At 60.7% G+C, this 15,770-nt stretch carries 19 protein-coding genes; 10 read left to right on the top strand and 9 right to left on the bottom strand.

The window, feature by feature from the left end:
• The first annotated feature begins 112 nt into the window (after window positions 1–112).
• Window positions 113–799 (top strand): endonuclease III, encoded by a 687-nt coding sequence (nth, locus tag HALTADL_RS04725; RefSeq protein ID WP_089671617.1) that lies wholly within the window; start codon window positions 113–115, stop codon window positions 797–799.
• Between the two features lie 120 nt (window positions 800–919).
• Here the strand turns inward: nth and HALTADL_RS04720 are convergent, their stop codons facing one another.
• A complete protein-coding gene (locus HALTADL_RS04720) occupies window positions 920–1,402 on the bottom strand; it encodes a DUF7321 family protein (protein WP_089671618.1) in 483 nt (160 codons plus the stop codon).
• 72 nt (window positions 1,403–1,474) lie between these two features.
• Window positions 1,475–2,533, bottom strand: a complete 1,059-nt coding sequence (gene dph2, locus HALTADL_RS04715; RefSeq protein ID WP_089671619.1) for a diphthamide biosynthesis enzyme Dph2 — start codon at window positions 2,531–2,533, stop codon at window positions 1,475–1,477.
• Between the two features lie 118 nt (window positions 2,534–2,651).
• On the opposite strand from dph2, the gene HALTADL_RS04710 reads away from it, so the two are divergent.
• The 7 genes from HALTADL_RS04710 to HALTADL_RS04680 all read left to right on the top strand — a co-directional run bounded on the left by HALTADL_RS04710 (window position 2,652) and on the right by HALTADL_RS04680 (window position 6,929).
• Window positions 2,652–3,542: a DUF7319 domain-containing protein gene (locus HALTADL_RS04710; RefSeq protein ID WP_089671620.1), complete on the top strand. Its 891-nt coding sequence runs from the start codon at window positions 2,652–2,654 to the stop codon at window positions 3,540–3,542.
• A gap of 64 nt (window positions 3,543–3,606) precedes the next feature.
• Window positions 3,607–4,239 carry a halocyanin domain-containing protein gene (locus tag HALTADL_RS04705; RefSeq protein ID WP_089671621.1) on the top strand — a complete coding sequence of 211 codons (633 nt, stop codon included), beginning with the start codon at window positions 3,607–3,609 and terminating at the stop codon, window positions 4,237–4,239.
• Window positions 4,239–4,628 (top strand): DUF7318 family protein, encoded by a 390-nt coding sequence (locus tag HALTADL_RS04700; protein WP_089671622.1) that lies wholly within the window; start codon window positions 4,239–4,241, stop codon window positions 4,626–4,628. The genes HALTADL_RS04705 and HALTADL_RS04700 overlap by 1 nt, the downstream gene beginning before the upstream one ends.
• A 3-nt stretch (window positions 4,629–4,631) precedes the next feature.
• On the top strand, window positions 4,632–5,426 hold the full coding sequence (locus HALTADL_RS04695; protein ID WP_089671623.1) for a cytochrome b: 795 nt from the start codon (window positions 4,632–4,634) through the stop codon (window positions 5,424–5,426).
• Window positions 5,427–5,430: 4 nt separating this feature from the next.
• Complete coding sequence (locus tag HALTADL_RS04690) at window positions 5,431–6,204, top strand: cytochrome b family protein (protein ID WP_089671624.1); 774 nt, start codon at window positions 5,431–5,433, stop codon at window positions 6,202–6,204.
• Between the two features lie 46 nt (window positions 6,205–6,250).
• Entirely contained in the window at window positions 6,251–6,661 is a 411-nt protein-coding gene (locus HALTADL_RS04685) for a DUF7315 family membrane protein (protein WP_245708393.1), read from the top strand.
• Window positions 6,654–6,929 (top strand): DUF7314 family protein, encoded by a 276-nt coding sequence (locus HALTADL_RS04680; protein ID WP_089671625.1) that lies wholly within the window; start codon window positions 6,654–6,656, stop codon window positions 6,927–6,929. Before HALTADL_RS04685 ends, HALTADL_RS04680 begins: the two co-directional genes overlap by 8 nt.
• Window positions 6,930–7,212: 283 nt before the next feature.
• On the opposite strand, the gene HALTADL_RS04675 is transcribed toward HALTADL_RS04680, so the two are convergent.
• From HALTADL_RS04675 to HALTADL_RS04650, 6 genes are all read right to left on the bottom strand, one after another.
• A complete protein-coding gene (locus HALTADL_RS04675; RefSeq protein WP_089671626.1) occupies window positions 7,213–7,653 on the bottom strand; it encodes a DUF7313 family protein in 441 nt (146 codons plus the stop codon).
• A gap of 68 nt (window positions 7,654–7,721) precedes the next feature.
• Window positions 7,722–8,432 (bottom strand): NAD(+)/NADH kinase, encoded by a 711-nt coding sequence (locus tag HALTADL_RS04670; protein WP_089671627.1) that lies wholly within the window; start codon window positions 8,430–8,432, stop codon window positions 7,722–7,724.
• A gap of 83 nt (window positions 8,433–8,515) precedes the next feature.
• Window positions 8,516–9,139 (bottom strand): DUF420 domain-containing protein, encoded by a 624-nt coding sequence (locus tag HALTADL_RS04665; RefSeq protein WP_089671628.1) that lies wholly within the window; start codon window positions 9,137–9,139, stop codon window positions 8,516–8,518.
• Between the two features lie 57 nt (window positions 9,140–9,196).
• Complete coding sequence (locus HALTADL_RS04660) at window positions 9,197–10,252, bottom strand: NAD(P)-dependent glycerol-1-phosphate dehydrogenase (protein WP_089671629.1); 1,056 nt, start codon at window positions 10,250–10,252, stop codon at window positions 9,197–9,199.
• A gap of 80 nt (window positions 10,253–10,332) precedes the next feature.
• The gene (locus tag HALTADL_RS04655; RefSeq protein ID WP_089671630.1) at window positions 10,333–11,007 is read right to left on the bottom strand and encodes a metal-dependent transcriptional regulator; all 675 of its coding nucleotides are present in this window, start codon (window positions 11,005–11,007) and stop codon (window positions 10,333–10,335) included.
• A 75-nt stretch (window positions 11,008–11,082) separates the two neighbouring features.
• Window positions 11,083–12,276, bottom strand: a complete 1,194-nt coding sequence (locus HALTADL_RS04650; protein WP_089671631.1) for a threonine synthase — start codon at window positions 12,274–12,276, stop codon at window positions 11,083–11,085.
• Between the two features lie 134 nt (window positions 12,277–12,410).
• On the opposite strand from HALTADL_RS04650, the gene HALTADL_RS04645 reads away from it, so the two are divergent.
• Together HALTADL_RS04645 and HALTADL_RS04640 are read left to right on the top strand one after the other, a co-directional pair.
• Window positions 12,411–13,373, top strand: coding sequence for an alpha/beta hydrolase (locus HALTADL_RS04645; protein ID WP_089671632.1), 963 nt, complete (start codon window positions 12,411–12,413; stop codon window positions 13,371–13,373).
• Between the two features lie 57 nt (window positions 13,374–13,430).
• On the top strand, window positions 13,431–14,702 hold the full coding sequence (locus HALTADL_RS04640; protein ID WP_089671633.1) for an NAD(P)/FAD-dependent oxidoreductase: 1,272 nt from the start codon (window positions 13,431–13,433) through the stop codon (window positions 14,700–14,702).
• A 6-nt stretch (window positions 14,703–14,708) separates the two neighbouring features.
• Here the strand turns inward: HALTADL_RS04640 and HALTADL_RS04635 are convergent, their stop codons facing one another.
• Entirely contained in the window at window positions 14,709–15,749 is a 1,041-nt protein-coding gene (locus tag HALTADL_RS04635) for an NAD(P)-dependent alcohol dehydrogenase (RefSeq protein ID WP_089671634.1), read from the bottom strand.
• Window positions 15,750–15,770: the final 21 nt, after the last annotated feature.

Raw genomic sequence — 15,770 nt, 5'->3', positions numbered from 1 at the left:
AATCTTGCCGCTTTGAAACTTCAACCAGTTTCATTTGTCCCAAAGCTGGCCCGTGGGCGGCTGTCGGCCACAACTCCGAACCACTCAACAGGCACCCACTCCAGCAGGCAGTATGGGCAGCACACTCGACACTCGACACGACCAGACCCTCGAAGTAATCGACAGGCTCCACGACGCCTACCCCGACACGACGATCTCACTGAACTTTTCGAGTCGACTCGAACTTCTGATTGCGGTGATGCTGTCGGCCCAATGTACCGACGAGCGGGTCAACAAAGTGACCGCCGAGCTGTTCGAAAAGTACGACGGCCCCGAGGAGTATGCTGCCGTTGAGCAAGACGAGCTTGCCGACAACATCTCCTCGATCACCTACTTCAACAGTAAGGCTGACTACATCCGGTCGACAGCTTCGACGCTCATCGAGAAACACGACGGTGAGGTCCCCGATACGATGGACGAGTTGACTGATCTCAAGGGCGTCGGCCGCAAGACTGCCAACGTCGTCCTCCAGCACGGCCACCAGATCGTCGAGGGAATCGTCGTCGACACCCACGTCCAGCGCATCTCCCGTCGACTCGGCATTACCGAGGAGAAACGCCCGGAGGCAATCGAGCAGGATCTAATGGGGGTCGTCCCTGAGGACGACTGGCAGTGGTACACACACCTGATGATCACCCACGGCCGAGAGACCTGTACCGCCATCAACCCCGACTGTTCTGACTGTCTGCTCGAAGATATCTGCCCATCTTCGAAAGTCGACAACGACGTCGACCTCGCCTCCGGCGAAGCGTGGGATTAGTTGTCGTATTCTGGTAGCAAATATCATTTGCTGGTATCAACTGTCATCTGATGGAGTCATATGTTATCTACTGGGAGCAACTGCCACTTCGCTCCTGTCAACACTGATTGTCGACTCCTCTCAGCCGACTATGTACCGAATAACGAACCGATAGAGACCGGTCGCCCACGCCGCAAGCCAAAAGAGCGTATAACCGAAGACGCCGACTCGGAGTCGGGCGCGCCACGCACCCATGTTTTCGTGGAGGTCGTTGAGGTCGACGTCCTGATCGGGATTTTTGTACAGATCAGCGTTCCGCTTGGCCTGAAAAATACGGACGATACCGGTGAGACCGACAACCAACAGTGCGTAGGCCTGCAAGCCGAGGAAGGCGTGGAGTGCCGACAACCCACCGAGTTGATCGAACAGCCGCGGCATCATCCAGCCGACCATCGGCACCGTCGTCAGTGTGAGGCCGACCGCGATGAATTTGAGATGGTAGATGAGGGTGTCCCACGTTACCGTCTCGGCGTCGAGCATGATCCACGCGCCGTAGATGAAGAAGGGAAAACTCGCGGTCACCGACAGTGCCGTGAGCGTCGCCATCGTCACGTCTTCGACCATTATCGTATGTTGACTGTCGACCGTCTAAAACATCTGCATTTAGCTGTGTGCTGCCGCCACCGGACCGCGCCGTTACCAGGTGCCGTGGAAGGTGTCGAACTCCAGATCCTCAAGCGGTTTGTTCCCCATTGCGATTTCGTACTCGCCGGGGGTCACCATCGGCTTTTTGAACCGCGGGCCGTCGTCGGTCGTGATCCGTGGACAGCCGGTGTTGACGAACGCATCCATATCGAAGTTCAGCAGTCGGTCGGGGGTGACCTCGTCCATTGTGATCAGGTAGGCGTTCTCGTTGTTGTCGAGGATCTCCTCGGCGATCTCCCAGCGACCTTGGCCAATTTTGGTACAGAAGATGACGCCCCACTTCTCGGCGTCCATTGCCTTGTGAACCGTAGCGTATCGCTGTTTGAGGAACTTGTCGGGATCGGCAATCGTCACGACGTTGTTGACGGGGTCGGCAATGACGACATTTTTCTCCTGGTACTCCATGGCCAGTCCCATCGGGTGGAACTTGCCGCCGCCGACGTAGAGTACCTGCTCGGCGTCGATGTCCGCAGAGGCGTAGTTACAGCCTAACACCTGTCCTTCGGAGGTCAGGCGGTCGTCGCCCTTGCGCGTATGGACTTCATACCCTCGCTCTTCGAGCCAGTCGACCATCTCGTCGAAGCGGTTCATATGCTGGGCGGTCGTGACGAGACCGACCGCCGGATCGTCTTCGGGATCTTCGAGTTCGTCCAGCGAGTCTTCGAGGATCGGGAAAGGGTCGACGTTCGAAAACAGCGGCACGTAGATGATCTTGTCCGACTCCTTCATCGGCGAGTGGCCGAAGTGGACAAAGACGTCCGTGCGGCGCATCAGGAACGTATCGAGATCACAGGCTCCGTAGCAGGGCTGGCCCGAAAGCATGATCGTGATATCGTCGTCGACGACTTCGCGGAGATCGTCGGCGACCGCCGGGCCGCGGCGCTTGAGGCCCTCGGGGAACTGAAGGCCGACCTTGGTGGCGTCTCGTTCCTCGATTTCGTCGACGATTCGTTCGAGTTCGTAATCCCACTCGCGGTCATGTCTCAGGTTCATCCCCGTGTTTCGGAGGTCGCCCTCCGAATACTGCTCGTCAGAGGCTTCGTGGCTCATTACCCGGTATTCCCACCCGAGACGTAAAACCACGACGTTCCATCCCGTCGTCACAAATGTCCCACGTCGCGTGCGAAAATCGCTACCCTAACAATGCTTCCGACCACTATTTGAACCAATGAGTGACCCGTCGGACGATCAGACGCGCCAAGAGGCAGACGGTGACGCTGAGTCGCAGGCGGGCTCGGACGATGTGCGTGACTCGGACGCTGAGCTCGACGCGCTCCGCGAGCAGGTCGACGCCAAATACGACTTCGAGAACTTTTCGCCGGCTGACATGGCCGAGATGACCGCCGAGGAGTGGGAGGCCGCCTTCGACGCCGAGACGTGGATCACCGGGCCGGAACTGCTCGACCGCCTTGAGAAGGATCTCAAAAACAAGATCGCCAGTCGGGACGTGTTTGGCGTGCTCGAACGGGAGACCGTCGACGGTGTCGAGCGCCTGCTGGTGTACTCCGATGAGGGATACGTGACGGTCTCTCCCGACGGTACTGTTGAGGGCGAGGGTGGGATTCTCCGAGATGTCGAACCGATGGTCGCGCTGTGTTCGATGGAGGAGTACGAAATTCCCGAGCCGCCCGAGAGCTACCAGCTCCCGTCGCCGGAGGCCGTACCCGAACAGACCGGCGAACTCGGAAATCTCATGATACAGATCATCGCCGGGATGCAGTTGCTCGGTGGGCTTGGGCTGATCGGGGCGTGGCTCCTCACCGATATTGGCCTCGTCGCGCCAGCGATTGGCGGCATCTTTCTGGTCGTCGGTATCTTCCTGTTTTCGCTCGTGGCCAACGCGCGGCTCTCGGATCGGTTCCGGGCCGAACAGTACCGAAACCGGCTACGAGCCGTCGAAACCGACGGCTTCGAGCGACCGGAGGGACTTGACGGCGTCGAGCGGCCGGCGGAAATCGACGGCGCTGAGCGATCAGATCTGTCGTCCGAACCCGCCCCGGAGTCGACGGCTCACGAGGACGGACAAGAAAGCCGAGATCACAAGACTGAGGGGGCGTAGCTGGCCGTATCTTCCGACCGTTAGTCGGTGGGTTTAAGCACGGCGCGTGCTGATTTATGGCTGTATGAAACGGCGGGATTTTATCCGAACAGCGGGAGGCTCTGCTGCCGCCACCACAGCCGTCGCCGCAAGTAGCGGGACGGCCGCAGCCCAGACGGTACAACCGGATTTTACCGAACTCGAGGGCATTGATGGCGGCATCGAGGACCTCCGTGGCCAAGACGAAGTCACCGTGCAGGTCGGTGCCAGTGGGAACGGCGGAAACGTCGCCTTTAGCCCGGCCGGTATCTGGGTCGACCCCGGAACAACGGTCATCTGGGAGTGGACCGGCGAGGGCGGCGACCACAATGTCGTGACGACCGACGGTCCAGCATCGCTCGAAAGCCCACTCCAGGCGGATGGTAGCTACGAGTTCGAGTTTACCGAGGAGCACGCTGGAATCACGAACTACCAGTGTGCGCCACACGCCTCACTCGGCATGTTGGGCGCAGTCGCTGTCGGCGAGGACGTGCCAACCGTCGAAGTCGGTGGCAGTGCCGGCGGCTGGCCCGAAGATCTCGCCCACGAGGCCGGCGTGCCGATCCAGAAACATTATGTCGGCATCGCTAGCTTCCTCGGCATCGCGGTGAGCCTCGTGTTCACCTTCTACGTGCTGAAGTACGGCGAATCGCCGAACACTGGACAGGGTGGTGCCTGATGTCGTCGTCAGGCAGTACGTACGGTGACATTCACCGCTACGAGCCGGCCAGAGAGTCGACGGCGGCGGCTATCGGGATCGTCCTGCTGACGATCATCGAAGTCGTCTTCGTCTTCTTTTTCATTTACGCGCTCGTCGCTGGCTTGGCCGGCACCGAGTTCGGCAACATGTTCCTCGGTGCGATCCTTGGCTTGGTCTTCATTGATCTCGCCTTCATCCTCGCGCTGTACCGCAAGGAGTTCCTTCCGGACGTCATGATCGTCAAGAAACGTCGACGCAAGTGGGAGGACCTCTACATCGACAGCGATCAGGCCGACGGGGTCCAGCTCGGCAGCGAGCAGGCATGGGACACCGTGAAACGAGCGATCTACCCCTACTACAAACGATAAGTTATGAGTTTAGAAAAGAAAGACGACTTCGACCACAACGCGTGGCTCAAAAAGAAGGACCTGACCCCGATTGAGACGGTCTTTCTGACGGCACTGGTGTTCCTTGACCGTCGACTCCGGATCGTCGACTATCTGGAACTGTTAGAGGACGCCTACTACAAGGTTAACCTCCAGATGCCGAAGAGCCACACCGAGCAGTACGACCTCGACAACAAGTTCTGGTACTGGTATCCGCTCTACTCGCTGGGATTCTTCTCGACGCTGGCGTACATCGTCGCGGCAGTCTCCGGCGCGCTGTTAGGCTTCTACTACGAGCCGTCAGCAGTGGGTGAGCCGAGTGTCGCCTACGCCTCTATCGAGACGATCATGACCGAACTCCAGTTCGGATTCGCGCTACGGAGCATCCACCGGTGGGCCGCCCAGATCATGCTGGCGGCAGTGTTCCTCCACATGCTGCGAGTCTACTTCACCGGCTCCTACAAAGAGCCGCGTGAGCTCAACTGGCTGCTCGGTATCATCCTGATCAGCCTCTCGATGGTCTTCGGCTACACGGGCTACCTGCTGCCGTGGAACCAGCTTGCGTTCTGGGCCGGTCAGATCGGCGTCGAGATGGCGCTGGCAACACCGATTGTCGGAGAGTGGGCCGCCCAACTGTTGTTCGGCGGCTTCACGCTGGGTCAGGCAACGATCATACGAATGTACATCCTGCACGTGTTCGTCCTGCCGTTCGTGGTGACTGCGCTGATCGCGCTCCACATCGGCATCGTCTGGGTGCAGGGCATTGCGGAGCCACACTAAGACAATGAGTGAGACAGACAACACTAACGACGAGGCTCGCACGGATGGGAGCGGGGAGACGGGCATCGTCGCCCCGGACGACGAAACGCCGACGTGGAGCGAGCGAAAGGCCAGAAAGTCGGGGCTCTCCCGGCTGACCTACGAGTATTTCGAGCGCTCTCGCCGCGAGGACCAAGATCTCCGAAACGAGTCCGACTACGTCGAACGTGACGTGCTTGGCTTCCCGACGTGGCCCCACGAGATCATCCGAAACCTGTCGATTTCGATGTTCTTTGTCGGGATGATCGTCCTGATCGCTGCGGCACTGCCGCCGAGCCTCGAAGCACCGGCCGATCCGAGTTCGACGCCGTCGATCATTCTGCCCGACTGGTATCTCTACTGGTCGTTCGGCCTGCTCAAGCTCAACCCGATCAACCCCGGACTCGCGGTGCTGGGCGGCGATAAGCTGATGTCCGATCAGCTGTACGGCGTGCTCGCAAACGTCGTCGTTGTCGGTGCGGTCGCGCTGCTGCCCTACCTCAACAAGGGGAGTGCCCGTCGACCGGTTGAACAGCCGTTCTGGGCAGCTATCGGTGTCGGTGGCGCGGTGTTCTCGATCACCATCGCGGGGCTGGCAGTCCAGAACCTGATTCCGCTGCCGCTGGAACTCCAGCTCAACATCGTGTTCGTCTTCCCGGTCGTTGCGGGGATCATCGCCTACACCGTCCTCAAGACGATGCGCGAAGGGTACATGTACGGGCTCAACCGCCGGTACTACATGCTTCGCCCGCCGAAATAGCGCGGATAACGCCGGATAATTATACTGCTCGGCCCGTTTTTCTTGTATGAGCGATTCTGACGCCGCCAGTGAGTCGACCGTCCCTGATGCTGCTGGTGAGTCGATCCCCAGCGAGTCGACCGAGACGGGTGGTCGACGGGATGTCGTCGTCCCACTGCGGTTGTACAAAACGATCACCGTGTTCTCGACGCTGATCGCGGCGCTGAGTATTCTGGCTGGCTTTATTCTGTTGGATGCAGCGACGCTCCAGATGAGTGTGCTCCGGCGGCTGATCGTGACGGCCGTCGAAGCCATCGGTGTCACACCGAATCAGGAGCTATTGGGTGGGCTGTTGGCGGTCGGTGGGCTAAGCCTGATGGCGCTCGGATCGGGCGTGTTCATCCTCAGTAGTCGGTTTCGGGCCGAAGGAATGGGAAACAGTCAAGAGGACGCCGACGAAGAATCAACTAATGGCTGATGAGTTCATCAAAGGGTTTGGAATCCTGACCACGGCAGGGCTTGTCTGGATGACACTCGCGGGCTGGTATCAGACGCCGTCGTTCTTCATGACCAACCAGCTGATCGCGCCGCCGCCGGAGCCCGGCAACGTGTTCGATGCGATCTCGATCTTCCTGATCGACGTCTTCCTCTGGACGGCACTGCTTGGCGCGCTGACGTTCTGGATCCTGATCCCGGCTGGCCGAGAAATCGCTGCCGCAGTCGAAAACCGGCGCGAATCAACCTAAGGCCGGTCTTTTTGTTTTCGTTCCACTCCATCTCTGAGTGGCGACACGCTCTCCCGAAGCGACATCCACGTTTGGGCCTGTTTTCGCCGATGGCTCGGTTCGAGCGCCGAGACTGTCGACGATCCTGCTTGCTGGCGGCCAGTTGGGCGCTGCCCTACTGAATGGAGAAACAGGTACGTGCATTGGATTGACCACAGTCGACATTGGGGCGCTGCTTTCCGGTTTCGCTCCGGCAGTCGTACGGCTTCTGGGTCAGAAACAGTCGCTAAAACAGGACCGACGATTAGGCGAAGATCATATCGAGAATCGGCGCGTACAGCGGCGTGAGCGCGTAGTACATCGCATAGATGAGCGTGAGGCCCGTCGCGCCCAGCGTGGCTTTGGGCCACTCGAATTCGAGCCCGTTGTCGGCTTCGACCTGTCGACCTTCAAACTCGAAGACGTCGGCGACAAACAGCCCGAAGATAGCGATCATCATGATCATCCCGCTGATCGGCCTGTACACCGTAAACAGTAGCCCGAGCGTGACGATCCCCATCGTCGTGAACGTGTTGAGTGGGTGCCGCGTCAGCGGCTCATCGTTTTTGGCTTGGTATGCTTGTCGGCGATTTTCGAGGATTCGAGTCCCGATGTTCGCGACGACGAGCACTAAGATCCCGATTGGAACGATTGGTCCGATGGTCTCGATCCAGCCAAGCGGAACGAGAAACTGCAGTGGGTCCATACATGGAGATGGGGAGACGACTCATTAGAGTTTTTCCAATTGCTACGGCGATTTCGGACGTCGACCAGTTACCGGCAGTCAGGGAGGTAACGACAGTCGACCAGCGACAGCGGCTGGCCAGTGGTAATGTCGACGGTGAGTTCCGACCGACCCGTGGCGAGTTCGGTCGTGTCGGCGAACACTGTCACCGAGTCGTCGCGTTCGACACTCACCGACAGCGGCGGCTCCAACACCCACGTGTCGGCAATCGTCGCAAACGGCGCAATGGGAACCACCGCGAGGCCGGTGCCGAAATCCAGCGTTGGGCCACCCGCCGCGCGAGCGTAGCCACAGCTCCCCAGTGGGCTGGCGACGACGACGCCATCCGCACGGAACGTGTCTCGACGCCCGTCGACCGAGACGCCGTACTCCGAGATCCGCGCCGGCTCGCTGGTGATGAGCGTGGTGTCAAAGGCGGCCGTCGACTCGTCGCCGTCGACCGAGACGACAAGCGGGGCAGCGTCGACGGTCGGGAGCTTTCGATCCGGAAGCTGCCCGAGTACGTCCGGCAGCGCCTCGGGATCGACACTCCAGTCGGCCTCGATCCCGACCGGCAGAATCGGTCGCTCCTCGCGGCGGGTCGCACAGTCACCTAGGGGCTGCTCGCCGACTGTGATCACGAGGTCAGCGGCCTCGCTGTCGACTGTCTCGGTATCGATCCCGTCGACGCGGTCGATGGCGGCTGCCACCGCCGTCGAGAGCTGGTCGTCGCTCCCATGGATTGTGACACGCATCGTCATCTCACGACCCTCCGGTTAGTCACAGGCTACCTCCGGCACTGACCACCAAAAATCTCCTGAGAGTGGTCGACAAACGTGCGGCATCAGGCAGTCACGAACTCCCAGCTGTACAGATGGTTCAACAGGAGGTAGGTGACGACGCCGAGGACCAGCGAGAGGATCCACGATCCCGCGGCGATCCGGCCAATACGTCGGTGGGGGGTCTCGGTTCGAAGCTCAGTTGGGGTGTGGGTCAGTCCGAGGACGAGCGCGTACAGCACGAGCGGGACCGCAAGTATCGATAGCACGATGTGGATTGCGAGCATGAGCAGGTAGGCCGGGTAGATCCACTCCCAGAGCGGGACCCAGCCGTAGGCGGAGGCTAACACGAACTCCTTGGTGCCGCCGCCGGCGACTTTCGGGAGATACATGCTGAGAAACAGCAAAATGAGAACGAACGCGGTCACCATCGCGTGGGCGTGTTTTTCGACTTCGTCGTTTCTGATCCAGTACCAGCCAGCACAGAGCACCACTACTGTCACCGAGTTCACGGCGGCAATCGCATGTCCGAGCAGGTTCACCTGCGCGAGGCTCAACTGTGGAAACAGTGCTTGGACCGAAGGGACGACGAACGCACCGACGACCGCGGCGTAGCCGACAATCGACAGCAGTGCAGTGACGGCCTTCGGGTGGTCCCGAGCCGGGCCGTCGACCAACGGAGTGTCCATACAGAGTATACGACTGCCAGCCTATCGGTCTTCGGATTTCAGTCGACGCTCTGGACCTTAGTCTCGCTCGATGACACCCGTGACGGTGGCGGTCTGGTAGGCGGCATCGAGGTTGACACCGTTGCCGAGGATCGTGTACCGATCCCTGATCTCGTGGGCGGTCGTTAGTGCTTCGAGCAGATCGTCGTCGCTGATTTCGAGTTCGGCCGCGGTGGTTGGGGCGTCAATACTTTTGAGTGCCTTCCGGATCGCTCGCCACTGGCCGTCGTTGCCGCTGTGGAGGTATTCAGTCATGATTGAAGCGACCCCAACTTGATGACCATGGAGAGCCTGATTCGGTGCGATCCGGTCGAGTTGGTGCGAAATGAGGTGTTCGGCTCCCGAGGCTGGGCGTGAGGTGCCCGCAATCGACATCGCAACTCCCGACGAAACGAGGGCTTTGACCACGATCCACGCGGACTCTTCGAGGTTGGGTTTGATCGAGTCGGCGCTGTCGACCAGCATCTCAGCGGTCATCTCCGAGAGCGCGCCGGCGTACTCGGAGTACTCGACGTTTTTGAGCCGGTTGGCCAGTCGCCAGTCCTGAACGGCCGTATAGTTCGAGATAATGTCCGCACAGCCCGCGGTTGTCAACTCCCACGGCGCTTTGGCCATGATCTCGGTGTCGGCCACGACTGCAAGCGGCGGATCGGCGGCCACGCTGTGGCGGGTGTCGCCTTCCGGAATCGAAGACCGCCCCGAGACGAGACCGTCGTGGCTGGCGGCAGTCGGCACCGAAACCAGTCCGCAGTTGATCTCGTCGGCCGCCATTTTGGCAATATCGATGGGTTTGCCGCCGCCGAGGCCGATGAGGTAGTCGGCCTCCTCGGCCTGTGCCGTTTCGATAACCCGCTCAATCGATTCGAAACTGGCCGTCTCGACGATGATCGTTTCAGCCCCCGGAACTTGGGCACGAACCCGGTCGCCGGCCAACTCGTTGGGCGTTGGACTCGTGATAATCAGCGGGTCGCCAGTGAGATGCAGATCAGCAATCGTCTCCCCGAGTTCGTCGATGACGCCGTGGCCGACGACGACGTTGCGGGGGAGTTTGATCCACGTCGACTTGTCGAACATGTGCACCCCAACGCGGGCCGCCCGTGAAACTGTTTGTGTCTGTGGCGGCTCGGACGGAAGTTAGGGAGTGCCTTCGATTGTCAGGCAGTCTCTTCGACCGCCGGTTCGACACGAATCGAGCGCGCAACCGACTCGGGGAGGCTCTGTTCGCGGTCGTCGGGTGTCCGGACGGTGACCATCCCGAAGGGAGCGATGTCGACGATCACGAGTTCAGTGCCCGGCGTAATACCTGCGTCTTCGAGATACGAGAGTTCCTCGTCGTTGCGGTCGCTGACACGGGTAACGATGACGTGGTCGTCTTCCGCAAACTCGCTGAGCCGTATCGACTCGTCTTCGCCGAGTGGTGTGAGATCCGCGTTCGGGATCGGATCGCCATGGGGGTCGACCGTGGGGTAGTCGAGTGCCTCGGCGACGCGGCGTTCGAACTCCTCGGAGATGTGGTGTTCAAGCCGGTCGGCCTCCTCGTGGACTTCGCTCCAGGAGTAGTCGAGCTGTTCGGTGAGATAGGTTTCCAGCAGACGATGATGGCGGATCACTTCAAGGGCGACGGTTTCGCCTTCGGTCGTGAGCTCGACGCCCTTGTACTTCTCGCGGTCGACCAGCCCGTGGTCTTCGAGCTTGCCGACCATGCTGGTCACTGTTGGCGGCGTTTTGTCCAGATACTCCGCGATTGCCGAGGTCGAAACGGGCGGATCACCCTCGGCCTGAAGCACGTAAATCGCCTTCAGATAGTCCTCCATCACGTCGCTAAACATATGCCTAGGCTTCCTGTTTAGGCGGCAAATACCTACCGGGTCGGTCGACGAAGGAGCGCTGATCTATCAGTCGACTCAGACGCCTTGGCCCATCAAGTGACTCCGCAAGATGTCCGGCGTTTTGACCCCGGACTCGGTGTTGAGGACGACGACTGTCTCGTCGCCGTCGAACTCGCCGGCTTCCGACCAGTTCCACGCGCCCGCGGCGGCCGCGCCACCCGCCGCACCCATCTCGATCACCTCGTGTTGGGCGACTGTCGTCGCCGCATCGAGACTGTCGCTGTCGTCGACGGTGACCACGCCACCATCGTGCTGGCGGAGCGCCGCAACTGCCTGCCCACCACCGGCTGGATCGGGAACCTCGAGCTCGCCGATGATTGTATCGGGATGCGTCCATGGCTCGGGCGTCTCTAGGCCGCGGTCGAAGGCGGCTGTAATCGGGCAACAACTGGTCGGCTGAACGGCAACGAGAGTTGGCGTTTCCTCGGTGAGACCGATCTCGGTTAGCTCATGGAATCCTTTGGCGATGCCAGCGACGAGTTCACCCGTACTCGTGGGCACGAACAACACATCGGGTAGCTCGCCGAGATCAGCATACAGCTCGAAGGCAACTGTTTTGGCCCCTTCGTGGCGGTATGGGGTGGTAAACTCCTGTAGCGAGTAGTAGTCGGTCGCTAACTGGTCGTCGACCGCGTCGGCGGCATCGGAGTACCGGCCACCGACGACTCGCATCTGGCCGCCGTGGACGTTGATCATCGCCTTGTTGGAGAACGCCGACCGCGAGGGGACGAAGGCGTAGGATCGAACGCCGAGTCGACCGACGTAGGCCGCAGCCGACTGGCCGCTGTTGCCGGTCGAGGCGAGTGCGAGCGGTTCGAGTGTCGAGAGGTCGTCGTGGCCGCTGAGCGCGGTCACCGCGAGGCTCATCCCCCGGTCGTAGACGGTGCCGGTCGGGTTCCGGCCCTCGTCTTTGATGTAGACCTCGTCGACGTCCAGTTCACTGGCCAGCCGGTCGGCAGGAACAAGCGGTGTCGACCCCTCGGCGGCCGTGATGGCGCTGTCGCGCTGAAACGGGAGGAGGGCGTCGAACTGCCACTGTCCGGAGCCAGTCGTTGAGGGACCGAAGCAGTCGTCCGGGTCGATCTCATCGTAGTCGTAGGTTGGCTCCAGCGGGCCCTCGCAATCCGGGCACCCCTGGTCGACAGTGTGGGCAACGACCGACCCGCAGTCAGTGCATGTGAGTCCCTCAAAACCTGCACTCAGTTTCATACACTTTGTTACGACGGAACTAACTAAGCCCTTCCCGTCTCCGCCGGTGGCGTCTCCAACTGATCTCTATCCTGCGTTACCAGTATTAATAATTTGACACAAACAATTATATAATCGCTACAGATGGTGAGCGTATGGACTCTTCGCCGACGCGACGGCGAACGTTACAGCTCGGCGGCACAGCTATCGCTGCTGGGCTTGCTGGCTGTCTCGGTGAGGAGCCGCCCGAGGGAACGTTAGATTTCGACGGGCTGGATCGAATTGACGAGTCGACGCTGCCGAAAAAACAAAAATACGCCACATCGGATCGGCCGTTCCCGACATATCGGCGGTACGACGCCGACGATGCCGACACAGTGGTTGTGCTCCTCCATTCCGCAGGATTTGATAGTCGACTGCTGCAGCCACTGGCCACTGCGATCTCCGAGGCAAACGTTGCACATGTTGTGACGCCGGACCTGCGGGGCCACGGTTCCGATCCCAAAACACGTGGCGATATCGATTACATTGGTCAGTATGAAGCGGATCTTCAATACCTGATACGGAACCTCGGAAAGGCGTATCCCGATGCGAACGTCGTCATCGGCGGTCATGGAACCGGCGGCGGGATCGCCGTTCGATTCGCCTCCGGATCGTACGGCAGCCTCGTCGACGGCTATCTCCTGTTGGCACCCTATCTCGGCCGAAAGACGTCGACCACACGGAGGGCACTCGGCGGCTGGGCGAATTTCTATACGGATCGGATCGTCATGCTGCGTGTGTTCACCGGATTCGGGCTTGAGAGCTACAGCGATATGACAACTGTCGAGTTTGATATACCCGAGTCCGTTCGTGACGGGACCAGAACACCTGCACACACCTACCGGCTCATGGTGTCGTACACGCCACAGGAAGACGATGTCAGTGAGATGGCTGCTGTCCCCTGTCTCACGGTCGTCGGCACGGCCGACGAAACGGCCCATCCCGACGCCTATGAGCCACTGTTTGCTAGCCATACCGACGCCGGAGTCGAACTCGTCGACGATGCCTCGCATCTCGATGTTGTCCTCACCGACGTCGCCATCGACCCAATCGTCGACTGGCTCGGTGGAATCTGACTGGGTAGTGGTCCGATAGTAGCAGTTTCTTTGTATCGGCCGGTCGAACCCTTTGGTATGAGTCGTTCAGTTGTCGTTGTCGGCGGCGGCGTTGCCGGACTCGTTGCGGCACGACATCTTGCCGAGGGAGGAGCGGACGTGACCGTCTACGAGCAACGGGAGACTGTCGGTGGCCGCGTGCGGTCCCGACAGACGAAGGGCTGTACCCTCGACTACGGGTTTCAAGTCCTGTTTACCGCCTATCCCGCAGTCCGCCGCGAGTTGGATCTCGACGCTCTCGACCTCCGAGCGTTCAAACCCGGAGCCGTGATCGCTCGTCCCGGCCAGCGGTCCGTACTCTCCGATCCGCTCCGTGATCCGAACGCCGCCGTCGAGAGCCTGACAAACCCCGAGGTCCCGATGGTCGACAAGCTCCGGACCCTCGCACTACGTCGGGATCTCTCGGTTCGAGAGTACGAATCCCTGTTTGAGCGTCCCGACAGCTCGATCAGGGCGTCGCTCCGGGAGTGGGGCTTTTCCGAACGCTATCTGTCGAACTTCATCGCGCCCTTCTACGGCGGGATCACCCTTGACCGCTCGCTCGGTACCTCCAAACGCGTCTTCGAGTACACGTTTAAAGCACTCAGCGAGGGCCGGACTGTGGTCCCCGCGGGCGGAATGGGCGAAATCGGTCGACAGCTCGCCGACAGCGCCGAGGCCGCGGGTGCAACCATCGAGACCGGTCACGCAGTGACCGAACTCAAACCGAAGCGTCGACACGCGGTCGTTGTCACCGACGAGGACCGGCGGGCAGTCGACGCGGTTGTCGTCGCTACCCCGCCGACGGTCGCCGCGAGACTCACCGGCAACGACGACATACCAACCGAGGGGATCGGCTGTGTCACTCAGCACTACCGTCTCCCTGACGGTCCACCGCTCGATACCGGCAAGCGACTGCTGTTGAACGCTGCTGGAACCAAGCCGAACACTATCGTCCCGATCTCAGAGGTCGCTCCCGAGTACACCTCCGGCGACGATCTCCTTTTGAACGCGACGTTCCTCGACGAGGATCTGTTCGATACGTCGAGTAAGCGATTGGCCGAACTCACCCGCGAGGCGCTCGACTCGTGGTATCCCGAACGGAGTTTCGAGGACCTCGAACTGCTCGAAACCGACCGGATTCCGTTTGCCCAGTTCGCCCAGCCGCCGGGAGTTCACGACTCGCTGCCCGACGTCCGGGATGGTGGTCGACGGACCTATCTCGCTGGTGAGTACACCGAATGGTCATCGATTCAGGGCGCGATGAAAAGCGGCCGCGAGGCCGCAAACGCGGTGTTAGAAGATCTATAACTCCAATTAGGGGGTGATTACGGCCCGGCCTTCGATCTCGCCGTGTTCCAGTTTTTCGGCAACCTCGTTGATATCGCCGAGATCGTAGCGAGTGGTGTGCAGGTCGACGGCTTCGCGTTCGACCAGCGCGACCAGTTCCTGGAGTTCGGCGTAGCGACCGACGATGTTGCCGACGAAGGAAAACTCGCCGTTGACCAGCGCCTGTGCGGGTTCGTGGATGTGGCCGCCGTAGCCGATGATGTGGTGGTCGCCACCGGCCGCACAGATGTCGGGCGCCAGCGCTGTCGTCTCGTCGGCCCCGACGAAATCGAGCACTTGGGCTGCGCCGGTCCCGTCGGTGATATCGCCGATGGCGTCGGCGACATTCTCGCTTTTGGGGTCGACGGTGTAGTGTGCGCCCAACTCGTCGGCGAGGTCACGGGCGGACTGCTTGACATCTACCGCGATGATGTCCGCGGCGCTCATCGAGTCGACACACTGCAGGCCAATGTGGCCGAGGCCGCCGATACCGATGACGACCGCGGCATCACCGGGGTTGAGCCCAGCGACGGCCTTCTTTGCGGCGTGGTAGGCGGTGATCCCCGCGTCGGCGTGCGGCGCGATGTCGGCCGGGTCGATGCTATCGGGCAGCGGGATGACCGACCGCTCGCTCGTGTGGAGTTCGTCGGCGAACCCCCCATCGGTGGTGAGGCCGTTGAACGCGTCGTTCTCACAGTACATCGTCTCGCCCTGCCGGCAGGGCCGGCAGGTGCCACAGGTCTGGACCGGATGGCAGATTACTTGGTCGCCCTCCGAGACCAACTGGACCTCCTCGCCGACCTCGACGACGGTTCCGGCGTTCTCGTGGCCCAGTGTCATCGGGAGCGGCTGGGGAACGTACTGTTCCCACATTCCCTCGATGATATGATTGTCAGTCTGACACCACCCTGCCCCTTCGACCTCGACGATGACGTCGTCGCTGTGCTGTACCTGTGGTTTGTCGACCTCGTCAATTGATAGCCCATTCGACATGTCATCCGTATACTCGTGGAGTCTAGCTGCGCGCATAATGCAGTCTTACTGTTTGGC

This window comes from Halohasta litchfieldiae (genome assembly GCF_002788215.1).
In the GTDB taxonomy this organism is placed as follows: domain Archaea; phylum Halobacteriota; class Halobacteria; order Halobacteriales; family Haloferacaceae; genus Halohasta; species Halohasta litchfieldiae.
Note: the sequence above shows the minus strand (reverse complement) of the source record. Positions and strands in the feature narration are given on the sequence as shown.

Bases quoted from the DNA above. Each gene is read 5' to 3' on its own strand.
- HALTADL_RS04635 (WP_089671634.1), bottom strand. From the start codon at position 15,749: ATGCGCGCAGCTAGACTCCACGAGTATACGGATGACATGTCGAATGGG.
- HALTADL_RS04645 (WP_089671632.1), top strand. From the start codon at position 12,411: ATGGACTCTTCGCCGACGCGACGGCGAACGTTACAGCTCGGCGGCACA.
- HALTADL_RS04710 (WP_089671620.1), top strand. From the start codon at position 2,652: ATGAGTGACCCGTCGGACGATCAGACGCGCCAAGAGGCAGACGGTGAC.
- HALTADL_RS04685 (WP_245708393.1), top strand. From the start codon at position 6,251: ATGAGCGATTCTGACGCCGCCAGTGAGTCGACCGTCCCTGATGCTGCT.
- HALTADL_RS04665 (WP_089671628.1), bottom strand. From the start codon at position 9,139: ATGGACACTCCGTTGGTCGACGGCCCGGCTCGGGACCACCCGAAGGCC.
- HALTADL_RS04700 (WP_089671622.1), top strand. From the start codon at position 4,239: ATGTCGTCGTCAGGCAGTACGTACGGTGACATTCACCGCTACGAGCCG.
- HALTADL_RS04660 (WP_089671629.1), bottom strand. From the start codon at position 10,252: ATGTTCGACAAGTCGACGTGGATCAAACTCCCCCGCAACGTCGTCGTC.
- HALTADL_RS04690 (WP_089671624.1), top strand. From the start codon at position 5,431: ATGAGTGAGACAGACAACACTAACGACGAGGCTCGCACGGATGGGAGC.
- HALTADL_RS04650 (WP_089671631.1), bottom strand. From the start codon at position 12,276: ATGAAACTGAGTGCAGGTTTTGAGGGACTCACATGCACTGACTGCGGG.
- HALTADL_RS04680 (WP_089671625.1), top strand. From the start codon at position 6,654: ATGGCTGATGAGTTCATCAAAGGGTTTGGAATCCTGACCACGGCAGGG.
- HALTADL_RS04675 (WP_089671626.1), bottom strand. From the start codon at position 7,653: ATGGACCCACTGCAGTTTCTCGTTCCGCTTGGCTGGATCGAGACCATC.
- HALTADL_RS04705 (WP_089671621.1), top strand. From the start codon at position 3,607: ATGAAACGGCGGGATTTTATCCGAACAGCGGGAGGCTCTGCTGCCGCC.
- nth (WP_089671617.1), top strand. From the start codon at position 113: ATGGGCAGCACACTCGACACTCGACACGACCAGACCCTCGAAGTAATC.
- dph2 (WP_089671619.1), bottom strand. From the start codon at position 2,533: ATGAGCCACGAAGCCTCTGACGAGCAGTATTCGGAGGGCGACCTCCGA.
- HALTADL_RS04670 (WP_089671627.1), bottom strand. From the start codon at position 8,432: ATGACGATGCGTGTCACAATCCATGGGAGCGACGACCAGCTCTCGACG.
- HALTADL_RS04720 (WP_089671618.1), bottom strand. From the start codon at position 1,402: ATGGTCGAAGACGTGACGATGGCGACGCTCACGGCACTGTCGGTGACC.
- HALTADL_RS04655 (WP_089671630.1), bottom strand. From the start codon at position 11,007: ATGTTTAGCGACGTGATGGAGGACTATCTGAAGGCGATTTACGTGCTT.
- HALTADL_RS04695 (WP_089671623.1), top strand. From the start codon at position 4,632: ATGAGTTTAGAAAAGAAAGACGACTTCGACCACAACGCGTGGCTCAAA.
- HALTADL_RS04640 (WP_089671633.1), top strand. From the start codon at position 13,431: ATGAGTCGTTCAGTTGTCGTTGTCGGCGGCGGCGTTGCCGGACTCGTT.